We start from the raw sequence: 26,212 nt of genomic DNA, 5'->3' as shown, positions 1-26,212 counted from the left end.
CAGTCCCTTTTTGTTGCTTCGATATATCAAAACGAAAAGAAGAGTTAACATTATTCTAATGTAAATTACTCGTAGTCTTCTAATAGTTTTTTTTCACTTATTTCATCTATTGAAGGTGGAGATATAAAAGGAATTCTAAACATCTTATCAGTTAAAAAACTTATTATTTGACTATTTTGATTACCTAATCCAAATAACAAATAATCTATACTATTTCTGATTTCTTCATCACTGATAGGTTGACTTATTGTACATTTAATAGTAAAAAAAGCGGTATTACTAAATTTAGCTTCGGGTTCGAAGGTGGATTTTATTTTTACAAATACAGAGAAAAATTCATTGGTATTTTCTACTATTTCATAATTTGCAGTAATTTTATATTTGGAATCACCAGACAAAGTATTGCTTGCACATGGTTCAATGCTTAAACTAGTTAAACGCTGTTCAATGTTTGTAATATTATTAAGTTTTTCATTCATTAATTTCACCTCAATTTATTATTTAAGCATACATAATATTATTGAAATTACCTTTTGATTTATCCCATATTTCTTGATTGAAAGCACTAAATTCATTATTAGACATTAGCTGATTGTTATATTCCACTTTTATATTAATATGTTTTTCATATTCACGTCCTACACCTATTGCAATATAACTGGTAATAAGTTGATTAATACTACAATTTTCTTCTTTTGATAATTCAGCAATTTTTTGATGTAAATATTTAGGTAGCCTTAAAGAGAGTTTACCACTAAAATTTTCTTTATCAGAGTATAAATCGGGAGAAGGAATTTTATCACCATTTTCATTTGCTAAAATAATAAATTCCTCTGCAACTGAAAGAACATCCTGTATAGCAGTTGCCTGAGTATCACCATCACCAATACAACCTAATTGTGGTATCTTAGCAATATATCCCCCTCCATCCTCTTGTGATAATTTTGTGATTTCAACTTTAAAATCATTAACTTTTCTCATAATCATCCCTCGCTTATATGTTATTGATATCAACAATTAACTCGAATTTCTTTAATGCTTCAATAATGTAAATAGGTTTAATTGTAGGCTTTTTATAGGGTATATTTATATAATCTTGGATACCGTTTAGGTCTTTATGGTGATAAATTTTATGACTTCCCTTTGTATCACGTCTTTCAAAGCCACCGATATTTGTAAGTAATTTATCGATATCTTCAAATCTAACAGTTCTTGGATTGTTTTTTATTTTATAATATAATTTTGCATTTGTGCTCATTAAATTCACCCTTATATTATTATCTTTTATATACAAATCTATACATTATGATACTATATATAATATCACATAATTAAATAGATGTGAATACCTTTTTGAAAATGGTTCATAAAATAGATTTTGCAAGATTAATCTTTAGCCTTTTGAATTTTCAATCAGGTCACTAAACGTCATATCATGTGGAACATCATGAACTGTATTTCCACCCTTCCTGTATATCCTTAAATGCATGTCTAGTACTGTCTAAGTCTTGACATGGCTGTGAAGTCCTTTTGTCCAATGTTGCAAGGAAAATATAATGAGTCAGTCCCCATTACTGTGAAGCATCTGCGTTGGCTTCTTCAATGACAGTTCCATAGATCATAATCATGCTTTTTTAGTGTCACATATTTTTGTTAAAAATTTCTCATTCGTAACATAAGTTACAGAATTCTAATTTACCTCATGCTATACTTTGGTCAGTGGTTAACAAAAAACTAAAATTTAAAACATAATTATAATAAAAATATGAGAGGTTGTGTGAACTATGTTTTGTTATCAATGTCAAGAGGCTGCAAAGGGAACAGGTTGTACATTAGCAGGAGTTTGTGGTAAAAAATCAGAAGTTGCTAATTTACAAGATTTACTTATCTACACTATGAAGGGGATTTCTATTTTAGCTAATGAAGCTAGAAAAGTTGAGATTGATCTTAACCAAGTGGATGAATTCATAATCAATGGATTATTTATGACAATAACAAATGCTAATTTTGATGATAATGCATTTTATAAAACAATTAAAGAAGGACTAGAATTAAGAGAAGGATTAAAGAATAAATTAGAGGAAAAAGGTATTGTTCTAGAAAATCTACATGATAGTGCTACATGGACAGCTGATTCTAATAGTAAAATGGATGCAAAAGCTGACAGCGTTGTTGTAGGTGTACTGGCAACAGAAAATGAAGATGTCCGTTCATTAAGAGAATTAATAACATATGGAATAAAAGGTATGGCTGCTTATGCACATCATGCTTATAACTTAGGCAAAGAAAACAAAGAGATATACGCATTTGTTACTAAAGCATTAGCTGCTACATTAGATGATACATTAAGTGCTGATGATTTAGTTGCACTAACTCTTGAAACTGGAAAATATGGTGTGGATACTATGGCATTGCTTGATGAAGCTAATACATCTACTTATGGTAATCCAGAAATTACAGAGGTAAATATCGGAGTAAGAAATAATCCTGCTATATTAATATCAGGTCATGACCTTAGTGATTTGGAACAATTATTAGAGCAGACTAAGGGAACAGGTGTTGATGTTTATACACATAGTGAGATGTTACCAGCTCATTACTACCCAGCATTCAAGAAATATGATAATTTCGTAGGAAACTATGGAAATGCTTGGTGGAAACAAAAAGAAGAGTTTGAATCATTTAATGGACCTGTATTATTTACTACTAATTGTATTGTACCTCCAAAGGCTAATCATATGGATAGAATATATACAACTGGAGCATCAGGATTCCCAGGATGTAAACATATTGAAGCAGATGAAAATGGTAAAAAAGATTTTACTGAAATTATAGAGCAAGCTAAGAAATTAGATTCTCCTACTGAAATTGAAACAGGGTCAATAGTTGGTGGATTTGCACATGCTCAAGTTTTTGCACTTGCCGATAAAGTTGTTGAAGCTGTTAAGACTGGAGCTATAAAGAAATTCTTTGTAATGGCTGGTTGTGATGGAAGAATGAAATCAAGAGATTATTACACAGATTTTGCTGAACAACTGCCTAAGGATACTGTTATACTTACAGCTGGTTGTGCAAAATATAAGTATAATAAATTACCTTTAGGTGATATAGGTGGAATTCCTAGAGTATTAGATGCTGGACAATGTAACGATTCATATTCACTTGCTGTCATTGCTCTCAAATTAAAAGAGGTATTTGAACTTAATGATATCAATGAATTACCTATTGCCTATAATATTGCTTGGTATGAGCAAAAAGCGGTAATAGTGTTATTGGCTCTACTACATCTAGGTGTGAAGAATATTCACTTAGGACCAACACTACCTGCATTCTTGTCACCAAATGTAGCTAAAGTATTAGTAGAAACATTCGGTATAGGTGGAATTACTAATGTGGAAGATGATATAAAAATGTTCTTACAATAAAATAATGTTCTAGCAACATAAAAAAGGAGATGCTCTCCAATGCATCTTCTTTTTTGTTATAAAAATTAAAAATAAATTAGTGTAGTACAAAAACAAAATTACCGTAATATGAATAAATTAAAGTATCTTCTATAATTATTTTTCAATTCCTAATAACTGAAAAGAAATTCAAGAATTTTCTTTATGGATTCTTGACAAATGACAAAATTAAAGTTAGTATAGACGTATAGACGTCCGGTTGTAAAATATTATAAGAATGCTAAGCAATAAAATTATAAGTGCCAAATGAATGGAGAGAGGTCATGAAAGATAAGATTGTAAAAGCCATAAAAAATGAAAAAGAATTGTCTTGTTATGATATAGGCATAGAAATCTCATCTGACAAAATTGTTACTCTTACAGGGGAAGTAGATAAATGGCAACATGTTGTAGACATCGGTCATATTGCAGCAAAAGTAAAGGGTGTTAGTAATGTAGTCAATGATATAAGAGTACAAGGGATAACTATTCCCAAAAAAGATAATACGGAAAAAATTAAAAAGACACTAAAAGAGGGAGTACATAAGAAATGCGATATCCTAATAATAGGTGGAGGGATATGTGGTTGTGCAATTGCTAGAGAATTATCGAAATATAATCTAAATATAGTAGTTGTTGAAAAAAATAGTGATATAGCAGAAGAAGCTACCAAAGCTAATAATGGTAATATTCATCCGGGAGTTCTTGCTAAACCAGGAACACTAAAAGCTAAACTTAATCTAAGGGGAAATGAATTGTACACAAAACTTTCTAAGGAACTTAATTTTAAACTGGTAAGATCAGGTTCCTTAAATGTTGTATATGATAAGAGTGAGTGGAGAAAAATGTTGGGACTGAAATTCCTTAAGAAATCAAAATTAGGATATTTAATTAAACCGGCAAAGCAATTCATGAAAGTTCCTGGATTGAAGTGGTTAAGTGGAGAAGAGGTTCTTAAGTTAGAACCAAATGTGAAAGGTAAGCCTATTGGAGGATTCTTGATGTCTACAATGGGATTGGTAGAACCCTATGAAGTATGCATAGCTTTTGCTGAGAATGCAGTACAGAATGGAGTATCATTCATGTTAGATACAGAAGTATTAGATGTAATAACAGAGCGTGGAAAAACTAAAGGGGTAATAACCAATAAATGTATTATTGATAGTAAATATGTAATTAATTGTGCGGGAGTATATACTGATAATATTGCTGAAATGGCAGGGGATAGATTTTTTACAATTCATCCGAGAAAAGGTGCTATAGCGATAATCGATAAAAATAGAAAAGGATTCTTTAACAGACCAGCTGGAACTAGAAGTAGACGGAGTAAAAGTACTAATTCAAAAGGTGGAGGAGCTTGTGTAACACCAGAAGGGAATCTATTATGGGGACCAACTGCTACAGAAATTCCTTCGAAAGAAAACAAATCGGTGGAAGCCTGGGATGTGGATTATATCATAAAATTAGGTGAAAGGATTACTGATGAAGTAAAAAAATCAGAAATAATAACTTTTTTTGCAGGTATTAGAGCAGCAGATTATAAAGAAGATTTCATTATAGGTATGTCGAAAAAAATAAAAGGGTTCATTAATGTAGCTGGTATACAATCACCTGGATTAGCATCAGCTCCAGCAATAGCAGAAATGGTAGAAGGTATAATAAAAGATCATATGGGAAATATTCCTCTAGATAAGAACTTCAATCCTATTAGAAAACCAAAGGTACAATTCAGAGACCTATCTCATGAAGAACAAGATGAATTGATTAAACAGAATCCAAAATACGGTAATATAATATGCCGATGTGAGTTGATAACTGAAGGTGAAATATTAGATGCAATACATTCAGAAATACCAGCAACCACTATAGATGCCATAAAGCGTAGAACGAGAGCAGGAATGGGTAGATGCCAAGGTGGTTTCTGTGGACCTAGAGTATTAGAAATACTTGCTAGAGAATTGCATAAAGAACCTACAGAAATAACTTTAAAAGGTTCTGATTCTTATGTATTAAGGAAAAATAGTAGGGAGTAGTCGAAAGGAGGGATATAAGTGAAATGTATTGAAACAGATGTGGCTGTTATAGGTGGTGGACCAGCTGGATTAGCAGCGGCTACAGAAGCGAAGAGACAAGGTGTAGAAAAAGTGCTCATAATAGAAAGAGATGTAGAGTTAGGTGGAATCCTACAACAATGTATACATGATGGATTTGGATTGCATAGATTCGGAAAAAGATTATCAGGTTGTGAATATGCAGAAAATTTTATAGAAGAAGTTAATAATGAAGATATAGAAGTCAAGATTAAAACCATCGTTCTAGAAATAACGAAACAAAAAATCATATATGCAATGAATGAAAAAGAAGGAATGATGAGGATAAAATGTGGAGCTATCATTCTTGCGATGGGTTGTAGAGAAAGAACCCGTTCACAAGTATTTATATGGGGTACAAGACCAAGCGGTGTACTTACAGCCGGTACTGTACAAAGATATATAAATATGGAAGGATATCTCCCAGGTAAAAAAGCAGTTATTTTAGGCTCAGGAGATATTGGACTCATTATGGCAAGAAGAATGACACTAGAAGGTATTAAAGTAGAAGGTGTTTATGAATTAATGAGTTCCCCAGGAGGATTAACAAGAAATATTTGCCAATGTTTAGATGATTATGATATACCTATGCATCTATCAACTACGGTTGTTAGAATACATGGAAATAAGAAATTAAAAGGTGTTACAGTAGCTCAGGTAGACAATAATAAAAATCCTATAGAAGGTACAGCAAAATATATTGAATGTGATTTATTAGTTCTAGCAGTTGGTTTAATCCCTGAAAATGAATTATCAAGCAAGTTAGAAGTTAAGATAGACCCAAGGACCAAGGGACCAGTTGTTGATGAAAGTTTTATGACCTCAGTTGAAGGGGTTTTTGCTGCGGGTAATGTAGTAACTGTATTTGATCTAGTAGATTATGTATCTATAACAGGAGAGATTGCAGGCCGTGGAGCAGCTAGATATTTAGATGGTAAACTGAACTTGAAAGATGAATATCAAACAATTGTACCTGGTAATAATGTTAATTTTGTAGTACCACAAATAATTAGAATAAACAACTTGGAAGAACAACTTCCCATATATTTTAGAGTAAAACAAAAAGAGAAAAAAGTTAAAGTAATTGGAGAAATTGATGGAGAAATATGTCTAGATAAAAAACATGTTGTAGTATTACCACCTGAAATGATTGTAGAAAATATAAGTAGTGAAAAATTGAAATCAAGTAATAAAGAATTGACTATTAGTGTAAAGGTGGGGTAGATTATGAAAAAAGAATTTACATGTATTGTTTGTCCTATGAGTTGCCATCTAACTGTTTATCAAGAGGGAGATAATATAATAGTTGAGGGAAATACCTGTAAAAGAGGAAAAATATTTGGAGAAAACGAATATATCAATCCTAAACGAATGTTGACAACTACAGTAAAGATTGATGGAAGTCATCTAAAAAGATTACCTGTCATAAGCAGTGATGAAATACCAAAGAATAAAATGTTTGAATGTGTCAGTCAACTATACCAGATTACGGTTGAAGCACCAATAAATAGAGGGGATATTATAATAAAGGATATATGTAATACAAAAGTAGATATTATAGCATCTAGAAGTATAGCAGAAATATCTTGACTAGATAGAATCAATAGAATGTGTAAATTATAGAATCATGATTTTAAATAAAATGAATCATGATTTTTTCTATGTTTGGAAAATATAAAAAGATATATCATAAAAGGGTAAAATTCATCATGTTAATTTGTTATAATTTAGAGTAATATATAAATGAACAATTTAAAAATAATAAGTTGCAATTATATTTCTAAGTATGGCTTCTGATGGATTAAAGGGACAGGAGATGATGTAATGGAAGCTAATAGACCTAATTTTGTTTTTATTTTTCCAGATCAATGGAGAGGGGATTGTCTAGGAAAAGATGATAATCATATTATAGAAACTCCTTATTTAGATGCATTGGCATCTGAAGGAGTAATGTTCAATCATGCTTACGCAGCTGCACCTAGCTGTATTCCAGCTAGAGCATGTCTCGCAACGGGGCAGACTCCATCAACTTGCGGTAGACCAGGATATAGGGATGGTATTCCTTGGAGATATGAACATACATTAATGAAGGAACTTCGTGATGGAGGTTACCATACAATGTGTGTAGGAAAGACACATTTTTATCCACAAAGGGTAAGGTTAGGATTTGAGGAACTCAGATTATATGACCCACAGGAGAAGTTAGGTAATGTTAAAAGCGATTATCATCGCTGGCTTGAAAAAGAAACCAATGGGAAAGTGAAAGACCCTGCAATAGAGTGGAATAATAATACATGGATGAGGTATAGTTGGGAAGCAGATGAATATCTCCATCCTACTAACTGGACTACGGATAATGCAATAGAAATGATTGAAAACAGAGATCCCCATAGACCATTTTTTATACAAATAGGATATCATAGACCTCATTCACCATATGATCCACCCAAATATTATTATGATTTGTATAAAGACAAGGAATTACCACCTATTCCAGTGGGCGATTGGGCAAAAGAAGAAAATAATAGAGAAATAGAGGAAGTTGATTCTTTTAGAGGTGAATTACCTGCTCAGCTATTAGATAGAATGCGAAGAGCATATTACGGGTCAATTACTCATATTGATGCCCAAATAGGACGTTTGATTTTCTGGCTAAAGAAAAATAGGTTATATGATAATACATACATAATCTTTTGCTCTGATCATGGAGATTTGATGGGTGACCATCTATCATATAGAAAAGTAACTCCGATGGAAGGGTCTGCAAGGATTCCTTTTATAATAAGAACACCTGAAAGTAAACTCACAGGAAAAAGAACACTGCCTGTTACACATATGGACATTATGCCTACAATATTGGAAGCTGCTAAATTAAAAATACCAGAAGAAGTAGAAGGTATAAGTCTTTTATCAGCATTAGAAGAAGATAGTGAAATAACTAGAACGTTTATACATGGAGAGCATAGTTTTGTTAATGAAGCTATTGATATGATTGAAGGATGGCAATTTGTCACAGATGGAAAAGAAAAATATATATGGGATAGTTATTCAGGAAGAGAGTATTTTTTCAATTTAGAAGATGATCCTAATGAAATGAAAAATATTATTCATGAAGAAAAACAACATGATAAGATACAGTTATGGAAGAATCGTTTGATAGATGTATTGAAAGAACGTAAGGATGATGGATTAGTAGAAGAGGGTAAATTGGTGTCAGGTAAATATGCGCCAGAAGTAAGAAAATGTCTATGTGAATAAAAAAAATAAACGAAATGAAAAAAAGAAGGTATTAATACCTTCTTTTCATTTAGTCCATTTATTATAGCTTATTTACATTCTCTGCTTGAGGTCCTCTAGCACCTTCGGCAACTTCAAATTCAACTTTTTGGCCTTCTTCTAGAGTTTTAAATCCATCACCTTGAATTGCAGAAAAATGTACAAAAACATCATCTTCGCCTTCAACACAAATGAATCCAAATCCTTTTTCACTGTTAAACCATTTTACGATACCTGTTTTCATTAAAAAATCCTCCGAAATAAAATTATTTGTAATTCTTTACTAATATAGACTATCATATACAGCGAGAAATGTCAAATTTTATTTTAAATAGAATTAATATTTTTATTCAATAAATATAAATTTAATAGATTTTATATTGGTTTTCAGTGTAATTTTACCATGAAAATATCAATTTTTTAAAATATGTGACTTAGCATAGTAATATTTGCCTTAAATATACATAAATATTACCATACTGATGTATAGATTAATTATATTTAGTAAAAATTACTTTTTTATTTAGTTATTTTCGTATTTTTTACTAAATTATTTTTAATATATTTGTTATAAGGAACTTCTCAGGTAAGTAGTTCCCATAAGATATTCATCAACAGATTTAGCCAATTTCCTTCCTTCGGCAATGGCATGAACAACCAACGATTGACCACGTCTCATGTCACCTGCTGTGAAAACACCTTCTATATTAGTCATACAATTAGTATTAGCTAATACGTTACCACGTCCATCATATTCAACACCAAGATTATCTAGCATACCTTTATGTTCAGGATGTAAGAATCCCATTGCAAAAAGCACTAAGTCAGCATCAAGAGTAAATTCACTTCCTTCTACTTCTTTCATGGTTTTCCTACCATTTTCATCAGTAATCCAATCAAGTTCGATACAATTGATTTTTGTAACTTTTCCGTCTTTGCCTTCAAATGATTTAGTTGCTATGCTATAATTTCTTATATCTTTTCCGAATTTAGCCATAGCTTCCTTGTGAGAAGTAGATGTCCTAAGAACCATAGGATAAACTGGCCAAGGTTGTCCTTCGCTTCTTGAAGTAGGAGGTGCGCTTAGTAATTCAAGCTGAATTACATCAGTTGCCCCTTGTCTTATAGAAGTACCCACACAATCAGATCCTGTATCTCCACCACCGATAACAATTACTTTCTTATCTTTCGCAGTAATAGATTCGTTGTCTGAGATATCTTTTCCAGCATTTCTTTTATTGGCTTGTGGTAAAAATTCCATAGCAAAATGTATACCATCCAAATTTCTACCAGATACATCAAGATCTCTTGGTGTAGTTGATCCACCCGTTAAACATATTACATCAAATTTGTTTTTTAGTTTTTCTACACTGATATCTTTTCCTACATTAGTGTTAGTTTTAAAAGTTACACCTTCTTCTTCCATTTGATCAACTCGGCGGTCAATATAGAGTTGAGGAAGTTTGTAATCAGGTATACCATATCTAAGGCAACCACCAATGGCATCAGCACGTTCAAAAACAGTAACGGTATGACCTACTCTAGCTAATTGTTGAGCAGTAGCGAGTCCAGATGGACCAGAGCCTACAACAGCAATTTTTTTGCCAGTATAAACAGCAGGAGGTTGAGGTTTTACTATACCTTTTTCCCAACCTTTTTCAATTATTGCAAGTTCAATCTGTTTACATGTGATAGGCTTCCTGTTAATACCAAGTACACATGCTGATTCACAAAGTGCAGGACATATTTTTCCAGTAAACTCTGGGAAATTATTAGTAGTATGGAGAACTTCTAGAGCTTTATCCCATTGATCGTTATATACTAAGTCATTATAGTCAGGAATAATATTACCAAGAGGACAGTTATAACTGCAAAATGGTACTCCACAATCCATACATCTAGAAGCTTGCTCTTTGATATCTTCATCTTTCAATGGAACATAAATATCATCAAAATTACTGATTCTGTCTAACTCTGGTTTATAATTTCCTAATTTTCTATCGAATTCTTTAAAACCTGTTGCTTTACCCATTATTTGCACCCCCTGAATTCAAGGTTTTTCTCTAATAATATTTCTTTATACGCTGGAGAAATAACTCTGATAAACTTATCTTTATATTGTTGGAAATTATTAATAATCGTTTTAGCTTTTTCACTACCTGTGTAGTTGATATGATTTTCCAATAATTTTTTGATTCTTGTTACATCTTCATCTTGAATATTTTCAGTAATAACTAATTGGTAGTTACATCTATTCTTTTCAAAATCTCCTGATTCATCAAGAACGTAAGCAATACCACCGCTCATTCCAGCACCAAAATTTCGACCTGTAGGACCGAGAATAATAGTGATACCACCTGTCATGTATTCACAACCGTGATCTCCAACTCCTTCAACAACTGCTGTAGCACCAGAGTTTCTAACTCCAAAACGTTCTCCTGCCATACCGTTTATATATACTTCTCCATCTGTAGCTCCATATAATAATGTATTACCTACAATAACATTTTTATCAGCATCAAAGGTAGATTTCTTGTTTGGATATACAATGATTTTTCCACCTGATAAGCCTTTGCCTAAGTAATCATTAGCATCACCTTCAAGTTCTAATGTCATACCCGAAGTGGCAAAGCTTGCGAAACTCTGTCCAGCAGAGCCATTGAATTTATAATGTATAGTATCATCAGTCAATCCATTATCACCATATTTTTTAGCGATTTCTCCTGCTAACATTGTTCCTACAGTTCGATGGATATTTCTAATTGGATACTCTTTATATACTCTTTCTTTTGAAATAATTGATTCTTTTGCGTCAGCTATCAAAGTTCTGTCAAAAATATCTTCCAAACCATGTTCTTGTTCTTTAACACATTTTGGTTGTATTCTTGATGGAAGTTCAGGTCTATATAGAATAGAAGCAAAATCAATAGCTTTTGCTTTCCAATGCATTTTTGATTTGTTCGGTTTTAACATATCCACACGACCAACCATTTCATCTATGGATCTAAAGCCCATTATAGCCATATATTCTCTAAGTTCAGTGGCTAAGAAGGTAAAGAAATTAATAAGATGCTCTGGTTTACCTTTAAAATGTTTACGTAACTCAGGATCTTGGGTTGCAACTCCTACAGGACATGTATTTTTTTGACATTTTCTCATCATTATACATCCACTAACTACTAACGCAGCTGTTGCAAAACCGAATTCTTCAGCTCCAAGCAATGCTGCAATTGCAACATCTCTACCTGTTTTTAACTGACCATCTGTCTGAACGACAATACGACTACGAAGATCATTCATAAGTAATGTTTGTTGAGTCTCGGCTAAACCAAGTTCCCAAGGCAGACCAGCGTATTTTATTGAACTAGCTGGTGATGCACCTGTACCACCGTCATGACCTGATACAAGAACTACATCGGCATGAGCTTTGGCTACACCGGCTGCAACTGTTCCAATACCAACTTCTGAAACAAGTTTAACATTGATTCTAGCTTTCTCATTTATGTTCTTTAAATCGTAGATAAGCTGAGCAAGGTCTTCTATAGAATAAATGTCGTGGTGAGGTGGCGGGGAAATCAAGTCAATTCCTGGTGTAGAATGACGAACTTTCGCAATAGCTTCAGTTACTTTATGTCCTGGAAGATGTCCGCCTTCCCCAGGTTTTGCTCCTTGAGCCATTTTTATCTGAATTTCTTCTGCGTTAACTAGATATTCAGCAGTTACACCAAAACGTCCAGAAGCTACTTGTTTGATAGCACTGTTCCTTGAATTACCGTCTTTGTCTTTCGCGAATCTAGAGGGGTCTTCGCCACCTTCTCCAGAGTTGGATTTTCCACCTAATTTATTCATAGCTAATGCTAATGTCTCATGAACTTCTTTACTAAGAGAACCAAATGACATTGCACCTGTTGCAAAACGTTTGACTATATCTTCAATAGGTTCAACTTCACATAGAGGTATAGCTCCCATAGTAGAAAAATCTAACATACTACGTATTGTACATAGTTTTTCGCTTTGATCATTAATAAGGTTTGCATATTCTTTGTATAAATCGTAATTACCGGTTCTACAAGATTGCTGCAATTTACTAATTGTATCTGGATTGAATAAGTGTGCTTCAGATTCTTTTCTCCAATGTAAATTGCCACCTTCCAATAGGTTCTGATATGGGTTTCTAAGAGAATTGAATGCCACGTTATGGCGCATAATAACTTCTTTTGCAATAATGTCAAGTCCAACCCCTTGAATTCTTGAAGGTGTACCAGGGAAATATTTACTTATAACATCACTGTTAATACCTACAGCTTCAAAAATCTGTGCTCCATGATAACTTTGAAGTGTACCAATCCCCATTTTTGATAATATCTTCAATAGACCATTTCCTATAGCTTTTTGATATCTTGAGTAAGCTTCTTCGTAGGAAATATCTTCTGTAACATATAGTTTGTTTTCAACTAGATGCATGATAGTATCAAGGGCAACATAAGGATTGACAGCAGTAGCACCATAACCTATTAATAATGCCATATGCATAACATCTCTAGCATCACCAGTTTCTACAATGATATCTACTTTAGTTCTTAACTTTTGTTTTATCAAATGATGGTGAACACTTGATGTAGCTAATAAACTAGGTATAGGAGCATTGTATTTATCAATATTACGGTCACTTAAAATTATGATGTTGTATCCTTCGTTAATATTGCTTATGACTCTTTCGTTAAGAGAGTTAAGAGCTTCTTCAAGACCTTCTCCTTCTTTGGAGACAGGGAAGATAATTGGAATTTTAACTGCTCTAAAATCTTTATGATGAATATGACGTATTTTTTCAAAGCTAGCGTTATCAAGTATAGGTGAATCAAGTTCAATGAAATTAATATTTTTCTTTTCATTCAATTCGCCAAGAATATTTCCTTTATAACCTATAAACTGTTTTAAGGACATAACCAGTTTTTCACGAATTGGGTCAATAGGTGGATTAGTTACTTGAGCGAATAATTGCTTGAAGTAATTACTAAGAAGCTGAGGCTTTTCTGATAAAACAGCCAAAGGTGCATCATTACCCATTGAACTTATAGCTTCTTTTCCTAATTCGGCCATAGGAGCAATAATTCTTTTGAGTTCTTCTTCAGTATAACCGAAAACTTTCTGTATTCTAATGATTCTATCTTGACTCAGTACCGCTGGATCATGAGGGTATGGTAAATCTTGTATAGTTAATTTATTTTTAGCTACCCATTTTTTATATGGTTTTTCGTTAGATAATTCATTCTTGATTTCTTCATCTGATATAATTCGTCCTTCGTTAGTATCTATTAGGAACATCTTTCCAGGTTCAAGTCTTCCTTTTTCAACAATTGTTTCTGATTCAAATGGTAAAACTCCTGTTTCGGAAGCCATTACAACTAAATCATCATCAGTAACTAGATATCTTGCTGGACGAAGTCCGTTACGGTCAAGTGTAGCACCTATCTTAACACCGTCTGTAAATGCAATACCAGCAGGACCATCCCAAGGTTCCATAAGTTTTGCATGATATTCATAGTAAGCTTTTTTATCTTCATCCATTGTAGAATGTTCTTGCCATGCTTCTGGAACTAGCATAGAAATGGCATGAGATAGAGATTTGCCACTGGCAACTAATAATTCTAAAGCATTATCTAAATTCATAGAATCTGAACCATCAGGTGTAATTATAGGGAATAATTTTTTTATGTCTTCTCCTAGAATATCTGATTTAAAAATACCTTCTCGTGCATTCATCCAATTAACATTACCTCTAAGAGTATTGATTTCACCATTATGGGCTAAGAAACGAAATGGTTGTGCTCTATCCCATGATGGAAAAGTATTAGTACTATATCTTTGATGAACTAAAGCTATGGCACTAACCATTAAAGGATCTTGTAGATCAGGGTAGAATTCTGGTATCTGTCTAGCAAGTAACTGCCCTTTATATATCATTGTCTTACTTGAAAGACTACAGATGTAGAAGGCTTCAGTATAAGTATGAGATGCTTTTCTAATGGCTTCCTCAACTAGCTTTCTTACAATATATAATTTGGTTTCGAATTCTGCAATAGAAAGATTGCCTCTTTTAATAAATATTTGGTGAACTACAGGGATTGTTCCTCTTGCAGTCAAACCACAGGCTCTTTCGTTAACCGGAACATGTCTCCAGCCGATTAATTCAAGTCCTTCACTTGTAAGGTACTTTTCAAAAACACCTTCACAAAAATATCTAGCATTTGGCTCTTGTGGGAAAAAGATCATTCCAACACCATACATACCTTCTTCAGGTAAAGTAAAGTTTAATGTATCCATCTCTTTTTTTAGGAATTCATGAGGGATTTGGATTAAGATACCTGCACCGTCACCAGAATCAGGATCAGAACCTACTGCACCACGATGAGTTAGATTGACTAGAACATCTAGTCCTTGTTCTATAATTGTATGGGATTTTTTACCTTTCATATGAGCAACAAAGCCAACACCACAATTATCTTTTTCGAATTGTGGGTCATATAGACCTTGTTTCTTAGGTAAACCATAAGATTTATTCATATCATTGCCTCCTTGATTGTGTATTTAGAGAGTATTGAAAATAGTATAACATAAATTATTAGATAATTCAATACAATGAAGGATAAAATATAGCGTCATTCATAAATGGGTTTTGTTCAATATTGCTAAGATGTAAAAATGAGTATGATTTAAAGCCGCTTTTATTAATGATAACACAGTATTTTTGGATTTTATATATAAAAAGATTACCAGATTTAATGAAAAAAGTGAATCATATTACTAAATGTCAATCATTTGTAAATATAAATTTGTAATAACAATAAAAAATAGGTATAAACAAGCCTAAAATAATATATATATTATACAAGATTAAGTTATTGAATAGAAACTATTAACAAATATTTTAATGGGTAGCTTAATTTATTAGTATATAATTAGGAAATATGATAAAATATTGTGAGGAGTATATATTTTACAAATGAAACAATATATGGGGGTTATTAAATGAGATATATTAAATTTTTAGGTGCTATTATGTTAATAATAATTACGTTGAGTGCATGTACAATCACTAAGGATACACTAGAAAATGAAAATGATTTGATTGGAGATGAAGTGGATAATCATAATACTGCTGAAGATCAATCAGATGAAGAAGAAAAAAACATTGAACCAATTGCTATTAATGGTGATATGATTGTTACTAGAGCTGTGGCGGCAAAAATGATATCACTTGCAAATTTTGATAAAAGAACTATTGAAATAAGCGATAGAGAGATTGAATTTGAAGATACAACACCAGAGAATTGGTTTGATAAATACATTAATATAGTAGTTGTGAACAAATGGATGTTAGGTGGCAGCAAAACATTCAATCCACTAAGACCACTGACTATAAAAGAATTGAATACAATAAGTGAGAGATTCAGTATCAATTTGGATGATCTGAAGATAACTCTACAGAGTAATGAGGAAGCAGTAAGCTATAAAGATTTCATGTCATTTTATGAAGTGTTATGTGAGAAGAATAAAGACGAAGGTGGAATAAGAACCAAGAGTCTGACGGTGTTTGCAACTCCAGCTAATAGTGCAAGTCTGAATTCTTGGCAGATGGCTACTAATTCTGGTATGTATACTTTTGAGGGCTTAACCCTTGATCGTTATCTAGATAAACAAATTAAAGTAATAATTAGAGATAGAGAAATCGTTGCTGTCAAAGGTGTTATAAATGAAACACCAAAACTTACAAATGCTTACATTGAAAAAATTGATGGAAATATGGCAACTGTTTTTATGGGAGGAATAAGTAGAGAACTTACTATTAACCATGATAAATATAAGCAGAAAAAAGATGTTGTAGGAGATATTATAATAGATAATGGACATATTACTGGTATATTATTAAAGGAGATAAAAATATCTAATAAGGTTCTATTGATGAGTAGTGCCAAAGTAAGTCTGAATGAATTAGGAACATACTCGCTAACAAATGATGCCAAGATATATTCAACAGTGAATGGTATGCATTGGAAGAGCGTCAATAACGTTATTGTAGGGTATGATTCTACAGATTTTATTGTTGATGATAATGGGTTGGTTTGTGCCGCAATTATCAGAGAAAAAGTTGATATCAATAATATTAGAGTATTAATAAGTACGGATAGATTTAAGAACAAGCACCATAGAAGTGTTACATTAACTGGGACAACAGATTACACAATTGAGTATGGAAGTAATAAAAAGCAAAGTAAAGCAGGAGAAATTCTAAGTATCAATGACAGCTATTTTGATACTAGTGATAGAATATACATTAAGGCACTGAATAATGGTAAAATAACAATTAATAGTATTAAGAGAGGAAATGGTGAATCAGCCTTCCAACCTTCCTATAGGGGAATAATAGAAATTGTTAAAGATGAGGAAGGTTATCTAATAGTTAATGAAGTCCCCATTGAAGAATATCTATATGCTGTAGTTCCTAGCGAAATGCCTACTTCATATGGTTTGGAAGCTTCTAAAACTCAAGCTGTATGTGCTAGAAGTTATGCGTATACTCAATTTTACTCTAACAGTTATTGCAAATATGGTGCTCACGTTATCGATAGCGTCAGTTCACAAGTATATAACAATACACCAGAAAATGAAACATCAATAAAAGCTGTAAATGAAACAAGTAAAAAAGGATTAACATTCAATGGTAATGTTGTTTCAGCTAATTTCTTCTCTACGTCATGTGGATTTACTGCAAGTTCTGGAGAAGTATGGCCTAATTATAGCACTAAACAATTTCCAAGTACCTCTCCAAAGTATCTTCAAGCTAAACCTCAGTTTGAAGGCGAAACTAAGTACAAAAGTTTAGAAGATGAGAAGCTGTTCAGGGAATTCATATTAGATGATAAGATTGAAGGTTATGATAAAAAGTTTGCTTATTATAGATGGTCTGTTGAATTGACAAAAGAGCATATTGAAGCTTCTATAAACAGTACTATAGGCAAACGCTATAAGATACAACCCAAATTGATTAAGACACTAGATGAAAATAAAATATTTAGAAGCAGACCTATAGAAAGTATAGGAACCCTGAAAGATGTAGGTATATATAAGAGAGGTAAAGGTGGAAATATCACTGAAATGATTATTGAAGGTTCTGAGAGGATTGTGAAGGTATCAACAGAATATAATATCAGATTATTGGTTTCTCCAGCCACTTATATAGAAGGTAAAGAAACGGTTCCAGTAATATTGCAAAACAAAAGCGAAAAGATAGTTGGTGAATTAATGCCAAGTGCATTCTATATTATGGATAAAGAATATGATGATGATGGTAACTTGGTCAAGATATTGTTTAGAGGAGGTGGCTACGGTCACGGTGTAGGAATGAGTCAAAATGGTGTGAAAGGAATGGTTGATAAAGGATATGATTTCACAAAGATCCTAAATCATTTTTATGAGGGTACTGAAGTGAAAGAGATATATTAAATATTTCCTTTTATAGGGCGTTAATAATGTGATATAATAACGTAATATATAAAAATATCTAACTTACAAGCGGGTGACATAAATGAACAAAAAGACGTTAGCTATAATTCTAATAGTAATAGGCCTTTTACTTACGACCTTTCTTGCTAGATATAATAATGAAGATACGAAACAAAATACACAAGTAGAGAATAATAATAATAATTTGATAGGAACCAATTTTGAAAATCTGGATTTACCTGAGAATTATGATGTTCGACAGTTTGAGGGTATTACGCTTAATTTTATTGTTGAAAATAATCTATATGCGAATGTTATTTTACATGAAAGTGAAGAGTTTCAAAAAATAACAGGAATCAATATTAAGGTGAAAGCTGTAGATTTTGATACTTTAGTTCAGAAGGTGAATCTAGATTTTATTGCAAAAGATGGTAAATATCAACTCATATATGTTGATCCATATCAGACTCTTAATAGATTTTATAATTATTTAGAGGTTCTTAATTCTTATAATACCAATCCTGATTATCCCCATATAATTGGTTATACAGATGATTTTTTTGAATATCAAACAAGAGTTGTTTCTTATTTTGAGGAAGATACTAATTTATATACGGTACCTTTTGATAGTACCACTATGATTCTATATTATAGAAAAGATATTTTTGAGGCATATAGAGAAAGATTTATTGAAGAAAAGGGATATGATCCTACTCCTGGAACTAAAGATTTTACTTGGGAGAAGTATATTGAGGTTTCCAAGTGGATTGATGAAAATGTGCCAGATGAAGAAATAAAGTATGGTAGTGGTCATATGGCACAAAAACATAACTCTCTTTTTTGCGATTTTTCCAATGTATTAGCCTCTTATGGTGGAGATTATTTTTTGGATGAAAACATTAATACTCTTGGTTTAGAATCATTTAAGAATATTAATGTCAAGGATAAGGAATTTCTAAAAGCTCTTGATGTCTACAAAGAAATTGTAAGCGCTTCTGCGCCAGAAAGCGTTGAATGGAATTGGACAGATTCAGCTAATGCTTTTAGAAATGGTGAAATTGCAATGATGCCTAATTGGGATGAGAATTATACTTATATGGAAGATGAACTGCATTCAAAAGTTGCTGGAAAAGTTGGCTATTCCATATTACCATATGGAGACGAAAGAAGTGCTAACATTTTTGGCGGTTCAGGCATAGGAATTAATAAATACGCTTCGGATATAGAAAAACAAGCAGCATGGTTATTCATTACTTGGGCAACTTCCAAAGATATGCAGTTAAGAGTTCTTAAACATCCAGAAGGTGGAAGTTTGCCAACAAGAAAATCAGCATATGAGAGTGATGAAGAAGATCAAGATGTATTATTTGAAGATACATTCATCAAACACAAAAGTGCAGTATTAGATGCATGGAAACAAGAAAACCTATATCTGAGACCTAAGATTTCCAATTTTTATGATGTGGAACAAGTAATAATCAATTATTTACATGAGATGATAAAATATGATTTGGATTCAAAAGAAGTTAGTGATAAAATATATTCGGAATTTAGGCAGATTAGAATACAAGAATAAGTGACACAGGAGAGATATAAATGAAAAGAATAAAGATTTATCATGCCTTGCGTGTCAAACTTGGTATAATTGCTATAGTTTTAATTGCACTTCCTGTGATAGCTATATCTATCACCTATTCAAAAACTGTTAAAGAAATTATTAAAAATAAATATACCGATACAGCTATACAGTCTGTTTTTGAAACAGGAGAAAAGATTGACTTTATCTTACAAGACATAGAGGAATTCTCTACTGTCATAATATCCAACAATAACTTACTTAAGATGCTAAAAAACGAATCAGAATATGGGTATGACGAATTCAAGAATACATTAAGGGGTTTTATTACTTCAAGGGATGATATTGAAGTGATTGACCTAGTAATGCAAGGTAGAAAATATTCTATTGGAGCTACTAAAATAACGAGTTCCTACACTATACAAAAAGCCTTGGCAGATTCTTCAGGACAACCAATATGGCTTCCAACAAAGAAAGAAAATATCGAAATCCTATCAGGTATTTTTGATAAATACTATTTTACATTAGCTCGTAGAATTATTGATTTCAATACACTGGATGATTATGGATATCTCATGATTAATCTGGAAGAAGTTATATTAGAACAATCATATAAAAGCTTATTAGATGACGAAAGCGCAGATATATTTATTTGTGATAAGAATGGAGTAATTATTAGTCACCCTGATAAAAGTAAGATTGGGACTACAATTAGATATAAACGTTTTGCTAATGAAGTTCTAACTAGTAATGATAATAATAGTTATGTTCAATATAAAGATAAAATAGACAAGGTTGCCATATATTCCACGATTGACAGCAATGGCTGGAAAATAATTAAAACCATATCTACAGGGTATTTATATGAAGAAATCAATAATATCCAGAAGTATTTTCTCTTAGGAGGATTCTTGTATGGTATAGTTATAATACTTTTTATGATTTTCTTTTCAATTAGATATACAGAGCCTATGATGAAAATGAAAAAAGTTATTAATAAAGTTGAACAAGGTGATTTAACTGTCAGGACAGAAGTTCATTCCAATGATGAAATAGGACAGCTGGGGGATAGTCTTAATAACATGATTTCTGAAATGGAGGTACTTATAGATAAATTGGTCAAAGAAGAGCAAGCAAAAAAAGAAGTGGAACTGGAAGCTCTTCATGCTCAGATTAATCCCCACTTTTTGTATAATACGCTTAATACTATAAAGTGGATGGCAAAAATTCAAGGAAACAAAAGTGTAAGCAGAGCTATTACTGCCCTTATAAAATTATTGAGGATAAGCACTAATCTAGGTAGAGATATGATAACATTGGGAGAAGAAATAGATTATGTCAAGAACTATATCGTTATTCAGAAGTTAAGATTTAATGAAGCTATTAATCTGATATACAATATTGATAGTGAATGTTTGGGGCTAACAGTTCCAAAATTATTCTTGCAGCCAATTGTTGAAAACTCAATCATATATGGAATAGGTGATGATAACAACGATTTGAATATTGAAATAAAAGCTTTTATTATGGGAGAAGACTTAATTATTGAAATAACAGATGACGGACCTGGTATTGAAGATAAAATCCTAGAAAATATATTTAAATCAACTACAGATAGAAATAAATTTAGTAAAGTTGGGTTAAATAATGTTAATCAAAGAATTAAATTATATTGTGGTAGTGATTATGGTTTGCAAATTGAGACAAAAGTGGGTGTGGGAACATTAGTAAGAGTTAAACTTAATGTAAAAAATGCGGTGATTCAATAAATAACCAAACTGTAGATAAAGTGGGGTGTTCGTAAATGTATAAAGTCCTAATTATTGATGATGAAGTACTTGTGAGAGTTGGACTAAAAACAACAATTGATTGGGAAAGTATTGGTTTTACAGTAGTGGCTGAAGCTTCTAACGGAGAGCAAGGGTATGAACAGTATAAAAAGCATATGCCTGATGTTATTATTACTGATATTAGAATGCCGAAAAAAGATGGACTTTGGCTTGTAGAAGAAGTGAGAAAAGAAAATGCGGATGTCAAAATTCTAGTATTAACATGCTATGATGAATTTTCATATGCAAGAAAAGCACTAAAAGTTGGTGCAGATGATTATATACTTAAATCAGAAGTTGAAGATGAAGAACTTATAAGTATAATGAATAAAATTAAAAATAAAATCGAAGCACAAAATAAGAAAAAAGATAAACATGATCAAGTCAAAAAAAATACAAATGATATGAAAAGAGCATTGCTTAATGATATGATAAAATTGGATTTCATGATTGATGATAAAATTATACAGCGATGTAATAATATTGGATTTCCCTATATTGACACTAGATTTGCATTCGTTAGTATTGTCATTAGTGAGGATAAGGATGAAGACATAGGAAATATAGATCGTTCTAGACAAATCAAACAAGCTGTAATCAATATCTTCTATGAACAATTAAGGGAAAGAAATGTTGAGTTCCTTTTTGTTAGTGCTAATAAAAAATATAATTATCTATTGGCATCACCAAAGTTAAGCATATCAGAATTGAAACGTATATTTTTATCTGTTAGCAATGCTGCTAAACAGTATTTTGATATTTCAATCAATATTGTTTATACTAATCCAATCAATGAAAGCGATAAATTAGGAAATGCGTATAAAAACTTTATCAAAAAATCACAAATATTATTTTATCAAGATGAACAATTTATTTCCATTGTTAGTACTAATAATATTAATTTTAATGAAGCTAATATATTTGACTTGAAAAAAACTCATAATAAACTGGTTATCGAATTGATAGGTCAAGAAAATATAGATGAAACCAATAAATTGATTGATGATATCAGTAATTATTTTAAGGATAACAACATTAACCCTAAAGTAGCTAAAATATTTTATTCTAATCTGATAGGAGATATATTTAATTCTTATGGGCAATTATTTGAAAATGAAGTAGATATCCAAAATCTTGAATATTATCATTATCAAATTATTAATTCCGAGATTCAAAATGAAGTTAAATATTTGCTTAATGATTTTACAGCTAAAGTAATAAGCGTATTAAAAAATTTAACTCATGACCATTCTAAATTGCTGGTTAATAGAGCAATAAATTATATTGAGAAAAATTATCAACAAAAGATTTCTCTTGAAGATGTAGCTATCAATCTGAACTTATCTAAACATTATTTGTGTAATATATTCAAAAAAGAAGTATACAAAACTATGTCTCTATATATTAATGAACTTAGAATTGAACAAGCTAAGAAGATGTTACTGAAACCAGATTATAAGATTAAAGAGATATTCGAGAAAGTAGGTTTCTCAAATCAACAATATTTTAGTAAAGTCTTTAAGAAAATAACAGGTATGACTGTAATGGAATATAGGGATAGTAAAAATATATAATATTAACAATTGATTTTAAGTCTTCTCATTAGAGAGGGCTTTTTTTATATATAGATAAGTAATACTTTTTAAGTGTATGAAATAGATAGAAGACATATTGAACTTATAGAAATGGGTGTGCAGACGTTTCGATTTGATTAATGGTTAATATAGGACAAAAAAATATTAACTAAGTATAAAAGATTAATTTTCTAGTTAAACCATATTTATTTGAGTAAAATTGTATAAAACAATAATAAAATAGACCATTTGTTTGTGGGTAATTTTAATATATCATTATATATACAAAAGCGAAGAAGCTAAAATGCACAAAATCATCGGAAGGAGATGAAAAGGCTATGAATCAAGATATCAAATTAAGAGTTTCTAACATTGAGAAATCATTTCCAGGTGTAAAAGCATTGGATAAAATTAATTTTACCGTTAAAAAAGGTACTGTCCATGTTATATGTGGTGAAAATGGTGCAGGTAAATCTACTCTTATGAAAGTCATAAATGGTATTTATAAACCAGATTCGGGACAAGTATTGATTGATGAAAAAGCTGTAGATATAAAAAATCCAATTCAAGCTAGGAGTCTTGGTATATCAATGATATTTCAAGAACTTAATTATATACCTGAAATGACAATAGAGGAAAGCTTATTTGTTGGTAATTGGCCTAAGGATAAATTAGGGAAGGTTCATTGGGGAGAAATTAGAACACGTACTAAAGAATTATTAAGAAAAGAAAATCTTGCCTATTCTCCACAAACCAAATTAAAAGATTTGACAGTATCAGATATTCAAATGTTAGAGATATTAAAAGCTATCTCCTACAATTCAGATATCATTATTATGGATGAACCTACTTCAGCAATAACCCAAAAAGAAGTAGCAGTATTATTCAATAAGATAAATGAATTGAAAAGTCGTGGAGCCTGCATTATATATATATCTCATAAGATGGATGAAATATTCAGGATTGCTGATGAGATAACGGTATTTAGAGATGGAGCAGTAGTAGATTCTCGTTCAAAAGATGATTATGATATGGAAACAGTTATTTCTCAAATGGTTGGTAGAAAGATTACTAATGATTATCCTAAAGAGAAGATTCAAGCAGGAGAAAATGTTCTTGAAGTCAAAGGGCTAACATCTGTTAGTAATTTTAATAATATCAGTTTCAATGTACGTGAAGGAGAGATTATTGGCTTTGCTGGACTCATGGGTGCTGGTAGGTCAGAAGTGATGAGAGCGCTATTTGGTCTAGATAGTTATGAGTCAGGTAAAATTCTTATAAAAAATCAAGAGGTTAAGATTAAAAGTGTTAAGCATAGTATTGACAAGAAAATGGTTATGCTGTCAGAAGATAGAAGAAGATTTGGAATTATTCCAGTTAGAAGCGTGAAAGAAAACACTTCTCTTGCAAGTTTGAAGAAATTTATAAATAAAGGTAGATTACATAAGAAAGAAGAGAATAAAACTGTAAAAGATTATTGTAAGAGTATGAATGTAAAAACACCTACTTTTGATACAAGTATAGAATCATTAAGCGGTGGTAATCAACAAAAAGTCGTATTGGCAAAATGGATGGTAACAGATCCGGATATCTTAATTTTAGATGAACCAACAAGGGGTATAGATGTTGGGGCAAAATATGAGATTTATAAATTAATGACAAAATTGGCAAAAGAAAAAAAGGCTCTTATTATGGTTTCTTCAGAGCTTCCTGAACTGATAGGTATGTGCGACAGGATCTATGTTATGGCAAAAGGAGAGATAACTGGTGAGCTAACTAGAGAACAATTCACACAAGAAAATATAATGAAGTTAGCTACAAAAACCAAATAGTAAATGGAGGAGAATAAAATGAAAACAAATAACGCATGGTCATCTATTAAAAGTAAATACAGTATATTTTTGGTACTTATAGTTTTATTCGTAATATGCAGTATTGCAAATAAGAATTTTGCTACAATAGATAACCTAACTAATATATCAAGACAAATTTCTGTTGCAACAATATTAGGTTTTGGACAAACAATACTTATTATATCTGGTATGTTGGACTTATCATCTGCTTCAGTACTTGCTTTGGCGGGAGTATTCTCAGTTTCAGCATATACTGCAACAGGCAGTTTAACAATAGCTTTCATAGTAGGTATAGCAGCAGGTGTATTTTGTAACGTTATCAATGGAATGATGATTACTAAGTTCAAAGCACCACCTTTTATTGCTACTCTTGCAATGATGACTATGGCTCGTGGAGCAGCGCTTCTATATACTAATGGTCAGAATATATATCAGATAGGAGATTATGTAAAATTTGGTCAAGGGTCTATCATGGGAATACCTACACCGTTAATCTTCTTAGTGATTATCCTTATATTAACTTGGTATCTGTTAAGTCATACGGTGTTTGGACGATCTACCTATGCAATTGGTGGTAATGAAGAAGCGGCTAATGCTTCAGGTATCAACGTTAATAAAATCAAAATGAAAGCTTTTATTATAAATGGTATTTTTGTAGGTATCGCTGGTGTGTTATTCATGTCTCGTGTAAATGGTGGTATGCCTAATGGTGCGGTAGGTTATGAATTCAAAGCGCTTACAGCGGCAGTTATTGGTGGAACTAGCTTCACAGGTGGTATAGGAACAGCGGCTGGTACTCTAGCTGGTGCATTCATAGTTGGATTCTTAGATAATATTATGGTATTGACAGGAGTTAACTCTTATCTGCAACAGATAGTACGTGGTGCTATTATAGCTCTTGCAGTTATCTATGATATATGGGCTAAAACAAAAAGAACTAAAAGTAAACTTGGTAGTATTGAAGAAAAAAAATAAATATGAATCTTATACGAGTATTGTTCTACAAAACGATTGTGGCAAACTTGTATTTAGATAAAGAGTAGAATATTAATCTATTCAAAAAATTT

17 protein-coding genes are annotated in these 26,212 nt (G+C 31.7%); 11 read left to right on the top strand and 6 right to left on the bottom strand.

All coding sequences use genetic code 11. From position 1 onward, the window contains the following. Positions 1 to 65 precede the first annotated feature (65 nt). The 3 genes from ACX6CF_RS02425 to ACX6CF_RS02415 are packed head-to-tail and all read right to left on the bottom strand — an operon-like array spanning position 66 to position 1,258. The gene (locus ACX6CF_RS02425) at positions 66 to 479 is read right to left on the bottom strand and encodes a hypothetical protein (protein WP_458783707.1); all 414 of its coding nucleotides are present in this window, start codon (positions 477 to 479) and stop codon (positions 66 to 68) included. Positions 480 to 501: 22 nt separating this feature from the next. Continuing rightward, positions 502 to 981, bottom strand: coding sequence for a toxin-antitoxin system HicB family antitoxin (locus ACX6CF_RS02420; RefSeq protein ID WP_458783706.1), 480 nt, complete (start codon positions 979 to 981; stop codon positions 502 to 504). A 13-nt stretch (positions 982 to 994) separates the two neighbouring features. Continuing rightward, entirely contained in the window at positions 995 to 1,258 is a 264-nt protein-coding gene (locus ACX6CF_RS02415) for a hypothetical protein (protein WP_458783705.1), read from the bottom strand. A 526-nt stretch (positions 1,259 to 1,784) separates the two neighbouring features. On the opposite strand from ACX6CF_RS02415, the gene hcp reads away from it, so the two are divergent. The 5 genes from hcp (at position 1,785) to ACX6CF_RS02390 (ending at position 8,791) form a co-directional block, all read left to right on the top strand. Further along, positions 1,785 to 3,425 carry a hydroxylamine reductase gene (gene hcp, locus ACX6CF_RS02410; protein ID WP_458783704.1) on the top strand — a complete coding sequence of 547 codons (1,641 nt, stop codon included), beginning with the start codon at positions 1,785 to 1,787 and terminating at the stop codon, positions 3,423 to 3,425. Positions 3,426 to 3,727: 302 nt separating this feature from the next. Continuing rightward, the gene (locus ACX6CF_RS02405; RefSeq protein ID WP_458783703.1) at positions 3,728 to 5,476 is read left to right on the top strand and encodes an FAD-dependent oxidoreductase; all 1,749 of its coding nucleotides are present in this window, start codon (positions 3,728 to 3,730) and stop codon (positions 5,474 to 5,476) included. An 18-nt stretch (positions 5,477 to 5,494) separates the two neighbouring features. Beyond that, positions 5,495 to 6,757 carry an NAD(P)/FAD-dependent oxidoreductase gene (locus tag ACX6CF_RS02400; RefSeq protein WP_458783702.1) on the top strand — a complete coding sequence of 421 codons (1,263 nt, stop codon included), beginning with the start codon at positions 5,495 to 5,497 and terminating at the stop codon, positions 6,755 to 6,757. 3 nt (positions 6,758 to 6,760) lie between these two features. Next, the gene (locus tag ACX6CF_RS02395; protein WP_458783701.1) at positions 6,761 to 7,123 is read left to right on the top strand and encodes a DUF1667 domain-containing protein; all 363 of its coding nucleotides are present in this window, start codon (positions 6,761 to 6,763) and stop codon (positions 7,121 to 7,123) included. Positions 7,124 to 7,357: 234 nt separating this feature from the next. After that, positions 7,358 to 8,791: an arylsulfatase gene (locus ACX6CF_RS02390; RefSeq protein ID WP_458783700.1), complete on the top strand. Its 1,434-nt coding sequence runs from the start codon at positions 7,358 to 7,360 to the stop codon at positions 8,789 to 8,791. A gap of 61 nt (positions 8,792 to 8,852) precedes the next feature. On the opposite strand, the gene ACX6CF_RS02385 is transcribed toward ACX6CF_RS02390, so the two are convergent. From ACX6CF_RS02385 to gltB, 3 genes are all read right to left on the bottom strand, one after another. Further along, positions 8,853 to 9,053: a cold-shock protein gene (locus tag ACX6CF_RS02385; protein ID WP_458783699.1), complete on the bottom strand. Its 201-nt coding sequence runs from the start codon at positions 9,051 to 9,053 to the stop codon at positions 8,853 to 8,855. Between the two features lie 324 nt (positions 9,054 to 9,377). Then, positions 9,378 to 10,841, bottom strand: coding sequence for a glutamate synthase subunit beta (locus tag ACX6CF_RS02380; RefSeq protein WP_458783698.1), 1,464 nt, complete (start codon positions 10,839 to 10,841; stop codon positions 9,378 to 9,380). After that, complete coding sequence (gltB, locus tag ACX6CF_RS02375) at positions 10,841 to 15,373, bottom strand: glutamate synthase large subunit (protein ID WP_458783697.1); 4,533 nt, start codon at positions 15,371 to 15,373, stop codon at positions 10,841 to 10,843. The genes ACX6CF_RS02380 and gltB overlap by 1 nt, the downstream gene beginning before the upstream one ends. Positions 15,374 to 15,838: 465 nt before the next feature. Between gltB and ACX6CF_RS02370 the strand changes: the two genes are divergently transcribed. The 6 genes from ACX6CF_RS02370 (at position 15,839) to ACX6CF_RS02345 (ending at position 26,120) form a co-directional block, all read left to right on the top strand. Further along, complete coding sequence (locus ACX6CF_RS02370; RefSeq protein ID WP_458783696.1) at positions 15,839 to 18,313, top strand: SpoIID/LytB domain-containing protein; 2,475 nt, start codon at positions 15,839 to 15,841, stop codon at positions 18,311 to 18,313. An 82-nt stretch (positions 18,314 to 18,395) separates the two neighbouring features. Next, positions 18,396 to 19,889 carry an extracellular solute-binding protein gene (locus ACX6CF_RS02365; RefSeq protein WP_458783695.1) on the top strand — a complete coding sequence of 498 codons (1,494 nt, stop codon included), beginning with the start codon at positions 18,396 to 18,398 and terminating at the stop codon, positions 19,887 to 19,889. A gap of 20 nt (positions 19,890 to 19,909) precedes the next feature. Next, positions 19,910 to 21,658 carry a sensor histidine kinase gene (locus ACX6CF_RS02360; RefSeq protein WP_458783694.1) on the top strand — a complete coding sequence of 583 codons (1,749 nt, stop codon included), beginning with the start codon at positions 19,910 to 19,912 and terminating at the stop codon, positions 21,656 to 21,658. 35 nt (positions 21,659 to 21,693) lie between these two features. After that, positions 21,694 to 23,292, top strand: coding sequence for a response regulator transcription factor (locus tag ACX6CF_RS02355; RefSeq protein WP_458783693.1), 1,599 nt, complete (start codon positions 21,694 to 21,696; stop codon positions 23,290 to 23,292). Positions 23,293 to 23,630: 338 nt separating this feature from the next. Continuing rightward, a complete protein-coding gene (locus ACX6CF_RS02350; RefSeq protein WP_458783692.1) occupies positions 23,631 to 25,124 on the top strand; it encodes a sugar ABC transporter ATP-binding protein in 1,494 nt (497 codons plus the stop codon). Between the two features lie 18 nt (positions 25,125 to 25,142). After that, positions 25,143 to 26,120, top strand: a complete 978-nt coding sequence (locus ACX6CF_RS02345) for an ABC transporter permease (protein WP_458783691.1) — start codon at positions 25,143 to 25,145, stop codon at positions 26,118 to 26,120. Positions 26,121 to 26,212: the final 92 nt, after the last annotated feature.

The sequence above is a fragment of the Vallitalea sediminicola genome, from assembly GCF_054408565.1.
Note: the sequence above shows the minus strand (reverse complement) of the source record. Positions and strands in the feature narration are given on the sequence as shown.

Excerpts from the sequence above, each read along its gene's own strand:
- ACX6CF_RS02385 (WP_458783699.1), bottom strand. The coding sequence starts at position 9,053 with ATGAAAACAGGTATCGTAAAATGGTTTAACAGTGAAAAAGGATTTGGA.
- ACX6CF_RS02365 (WP_458783695.1), top strand. The coding sequence starts at position 18,396 with ATGAACAAAAAGACGTTAGCTATAATTCTAATAGTAATAGGCCTTTTA.
- gltB (WP_458783697.1), bottom strand. The coding sequence starts at position 15,373 with ATGAATAAATCTTATGGTTTACCTAAGAAACAAGGTCTATATGACCCA.
- ACX6CF_RS02345 (WP_458783691.1), top strand. The coding sequence starts at position 25,143 with ATGAAAACAAATAACGCATGGTCATCTATTAAAAGTAAATACAGTATA.
- ACX6CF_RS02355 (WP_458783693.1), top strand. The coding sequence starts at position 21,694 with ATGTATAAAGTCCTAATTATTGATGATGAAGTACTTGTGAGAGTTGGA.
- ACX6CF_RS02360 (WP_458783694.1), top strand. The coding sequence starts at position 19,910 with ATGAAAAGAATAAAGATTTATCATGCCTTGCGTGTCAAACTTGGTATA.
- ACX6CF_RS02395 (WP_458783701.1), top strand. The coding sequence starts at position 6,761 with ATGAAAAAAGAATTTACATGTATTGTTTGTCCTATGAGTTGCCATCTA.
- ACX6CF_RS02350 (WP_458783692.1), top strand. The coding sequence starts at position 23,631 with ATGAATCAAGATATCAAATTAAGAGTTTCTAACATTGAGAAATCATTT.
- ACX6CF_RS02420 (WP_458783706.1), bottom strand. The coding sequence starts at position 981 with ATGAGAAAAGTTAATGATTTTAAAGTTGAAATCACAAAATTATCACAA.
- ACX6CF_RS02425 (WP_458783707.1), bottom strand. The coding sequence starts at position 479 with ATGAATGAAAAACTTAATAATATTACAAACATTGAACAGCGTTTAACT.
- ACX6CF_RS02380 (WP_458783698.1), bottom strand. The coding sequence starts at position 10,841 with ATGGGTAAAGCAACAGGTTTTAAAGAATTCGATAGAAAATTAGGAAAT.
- hcp (WP_458783704.1), top strand. The coding sequence starts at position 1,785 with ATGTTTTGTTATCAATGTCAAGAGGCTGCAAAGGGAACAGGTTGTACA.
- ACX6CF_RS02415 (WP_458783705.1), bottom strand. The coding sequence starts at position 1,258 with ATGAGCACAAATGCAAAATTATATTATAAAATAAAAAACAATCCAAGA.
- ACX6CF_RS02390 (WP_458783700.1), top strand. The coding sequence starts at position 7,358 with ATGGAAGCTAATAGACCTAATTTTGTTTTTATTTTTCCAGATCAATGG.
- ACX6CF_RS02370 (WP_458783696.1), top strand. The coding sequence starts at position 15,839 with ATGAGATATATTAAATTTTTAGGTGCTATTATGTTAATAATAATTACG.
- ACX6CF_RS02405 (WP_458783703.1), top strand. The coding sequence starts at position 3,728 with ATGAAAGATAAGATTGTAAAAGCCATAAAAAATGAAAAAGAATTGTCT.